The organism is Anaerotignum sp. (assembly GCF_017483025.1).
Lineage (GTDB): Bacteria > Bacillota > Clostridia > Lachnospirales > Anaerotignaceae > Anaerotignum_A.
This window is the reverse complement of record NZ_JAFUMA010000080.1, coordinates 1-3,330: the sequence shown is the minus strand read 5'-3', so window position 1 is coordinate 3,330 and position 3,330 is coordinate 1. Positions and strand designations below refer to the sequence as shown.

Annotated in this window: 2 protein-coding genes and 2 tRNA genes; 2 read left to right on the top strand and 2 right to left on the bottom strand. The window is 45.2% G+C overall.

Going from position 1 to position 3,330, the window contains the following annotated elements; translation table 11 throughout:
- Both tyrS and pepT read right to left on the bottom strand, forming a co-directional pair.
- On the bottom strand, positions 1 to 967 hold a 967-nt coding region (tyrS, locus tag IJ369_RS07095), incomplete at its 3' end, for a tyrosine--tRNA ligase (RefSeq protein ID WP_330612962.1).
- A 319-nt stretch (positions 968 to 1,286) separates the two neighbouring features.
- A complete protein-coding gene (pepT, locus tag IJ369_RS07090; protein ID WP_290717605.1) occupies positions 1,287 to 2,516 on the bottom strand; it encodes a peptidase T in 1,230 nt (409 codons plus the stop codon).
- 316 nt (positions 2,517 to 2,832) lie between these two features.
- Between pepT and IJ369_RS07085 the strand changes: the two genes are divergently transcribed.
- Positions 2,833 to 2,921: transfer RNA gene (locus IJ369_RS07085), tRNA-Ser, on the top strand.
- A gap of 34 nt (positions 2,922 to 2,955) precedes the next feature.
- Positions 2,956 to 3,047: transfer RNA gene (locus IJ369_RS07080), tRNA-Ser, on the top strand.
- The last annotated feature ends 283 nt before the right edge of the window (positions 3,048 to 3,330 follow it).

Genomic DNA, 3,330 nt, shown 5'->3' with positions numbered 1-3,330 from the left:
CGAACAGTGCTCTTGCAGCTTCCTGTGCTTTTGTTGCCTCTGCTTCGCCGTGAACGATCTTTGTCAGTTCGAATGCCAGGATTTCTTTTGCTTTGTTGATTTCAGCGCCTTCCAGTGCACCCAGACGACGCACTTCATCCATAGGCAGGAATGTCAGCAGAGACAGACATTTTTCAACGTCTTTATCGCCAACGTTTCTCCAGTACTGATAGAATTCGTCAGGGGATGTTTTTTCGGGATCCAGCCATACAGCGCCGGAAACAGTTTTACCCATTTTTACGCCTTCGCTGTTTGTCAGCAGTTTGAATGTCATGCCGTAAGCGGGTTTCTGTGCTTTACGACGGATCAGTTCTACACCGGCGATGATATTGGACCACTGGTCATTGCCGCCCATCTGCAGAGAACAGCCGTATCTCTTGTTCAGTTCATAGAAATCGTAGCCCTGCATGATCATGTAGTTGAATTCCAGGAATGTCAGGCCGCCTTCTCTTTCCATACGTGTTTTGAAGCAATCTGCGGAAAGCATTCTGTTTACAGAGAAGTGTGCGCCGATCTCGCGCAGGAACTCGATGTAGTTCAGGCCTCTCAGCCAGTCAGCGTTATTTGCCATGATAGCGCCGCCTTCGCCTTCATTGAAATTGATGAAGCGGGACAGCTGTTTTTTGATGCATGCTACGTTATGGTCGATGGTTTCTACTGTCATCATTTTACGCATATCCGCTTTGCCGGAAGGGTCACCGATCATAGCTGTGCCGCCGCCTACCAAACAAATGGGGCGGTTACCGCAGCGCTGCATGTGTGCCATAGCCATAACTGTCAGGAAATGACCAACGTGCAGGCTGTCTGCTGTGGGGTCGATGCCGATATAGAATGTTACGCCGCCTTTTTCAAAAAGGTCTTTGATTTCTTCTTCATGGGTCAGCTGTTCGATAAAACCGCGTTCTTTCAATACTTCATAAGCATTCATGATTGCATTCTCCTTTGCATTTTATATAGGTTTGATTGATTTTTCAGCGATAATATTGGGGTAAATATAAAAAGGTCTCAACGTCAAAAGGACGAGAGACCCGTGGTACCACCTTAGTTCATGTTCCGAAGGAACATCTTTGGGCCCCTGTAACGTAGGGCATACGTTGTGCCATTTCCTGCACAAAGCTCATGAGGCGTAATTTACAAATACTGTGCTGCAGGCCTTTCACCGACCGATCTGCTCTCTGTGGTTGTAACCAGTATTGCTTATAAACTCAATCATCGCCGTATTCTCAATAGATTACGGGAAAATTCTATCATACGTTTTTTTGAAAGTCAAGGGTCGTTGCCAGTTCTGCGATACGGATGATCATTTCCACCGCTTTTTCCATGGACTGCACAGGAACAAATTCATAATTGCTGTGGAAATTGTGGCCGCCTGCGAACAGATTGGGGCATGGCAGACCCATGAAGGACAGTCGGGCGCCGTCTGTACCACCGCGGATAGGCTGAATGATAGGAGTGATGCCGCAATCCAGCATGGCCTGTTTTGCCAGATCGACGATTTCCATATGAGGTTCCACCTGAGAAAGCATGTTGTAATATTCATCGCGAAGTTCCAATTCGATGGCACCCTGATGCTGGGTATTTTTACGTTCTACGATCAGACGGATCAATTCTTTGCGTCGTTCAAAGGAATCTTTGTCAAAATCGCGGATGATATAGGTCAGTGTTGCAGAAGTGACATCTCCTTCAAAGGAACAAAGATGAAAGAAACCTTCGTAGCCTTCTGTTTTGGCGGGAATTTCTTTTTCGGGCAGGAGAGAGGCGATTTCTGTACCGATGAGGGCGGCATTCACCATGACATTTTTTGCTGTGCCTGGGTGTACATTTTTCCCTTTGATGCGAATGATCGCACGGGCTGCATTGAAGTTTTCGTATTCCAATTCGCCGATACGGCCGCCGTCCAGAGTATAAGCAAAATCGGCGTTAAAAGCTTTTACATCAAAGAAGTCCACGCCTTTGCCGATCTCTTCATCAGGGGTAAAGGCAATGCGAATGTCGCCATGGGGAATTTCGGGATGAGCAAGAAGGTACTCCATAGCAGTCAGAATCTCTGCAATACCGGCTTTGTCATCGGCACCCAGGAGTGTTGTGCCGTCAGAGGTGATAAGTGTCTGACCGATATAATCCTTCAGCGAAGGAAATTCTGCGGGGGAAAGGCTTGTGCTGTTCAGAGGGATCGTTCCACCATCATAGTTTTCTACAATATTAGGAAGAATATTTTCGCCGCTGGCATCGGGACTGGTGTCCATATGAGCAATGAAGCCGATGGTAGGGGCGTTTTGCACAGTGCCGGGGAGTGTGGCAGTCACATAGCCATATTGATCGACAAACACGGACTGCAGTCCGATCGTTTCGCATTCCTTTGCCAGAAAAGCAGCGAAGGTCAGCTGATTTTTCGTGCTGGGGAAAGTGTTGGACTCTTCATTGGATGTGGTATGGTGTTTTACATATGTTAAAAAACGTTCTGCAACTGTTTTCATAATAGCCTCCTTAAGATAGAATCAGTAATGATGCGATTTATATTGTAGCATGGTTTGGAAGGAAAAGCCATATACGTGGATTTTGTTTTTTAGTATTATAATGTAAGAAAAAATTTTGTCAAAAAAATCGAAAAAAGGGGTTGACAGTTTTCGACTTTTCCTGTAATATCTATATCACCGCGAGCGACACGGAAACATGGCTCAAAGGTTGCTGAAAAAGAAATTTAAAAAAAGAGCAAAAAACCTCTTGACAACCGGTGGACGGTAAGATATAATAGTCAAGGTCGCTGCTCAAGAAGAGGCAACTAAAATCCATGGAGAGATGTCCGAGTGGTTTAAGGAGCTGGTCTTGAAAACCAGTGACTCCGAAAGGGGCCGTGGGTTCGAATCCCACTCTCTCCGCCAATTGAATATCGCATTATGAACTGAGAGCATTTATGGAGAAGTACCCAAGTGGTTGAAGGGGATCGCCTGGAAAGCGGTTAGGTCGTTAATAGCGGCGCGAGGGTTCAAATCCCTCCTTCTCCGCCATTTTATTTTAAACCAAGTTCAGATGCGGTTGAAAATAAAAAAGTTCTTAAAAAGAGCTTGACAAGAAAAAGAAGATTTGATAAAATAATCTTCGCTGCTGAAAAAAGCAGATTGATCCTTGAAAACTGAACAATGGATATAAAACACACAACCCATAGTCAATTCAAGCAAACGGAAACGAATGCTAAATGACTTTTGCCGGTTTAGCAAAACCGGAAGAAAATTAGCCAGAATATCTGGCTAGGACTTAAACTTTAATATAAGAGTTTGATCCTGGCTCAGG

What these genes read in the sequence shown, in the direction of transcription:
- pepT (WP_290717605.1), bottom strand. Translation starts at nt 2,516, where the DNA reads ATGAAAACAGTTGCAGAACGTTTTTTAACATATGTAAAACACCATACC.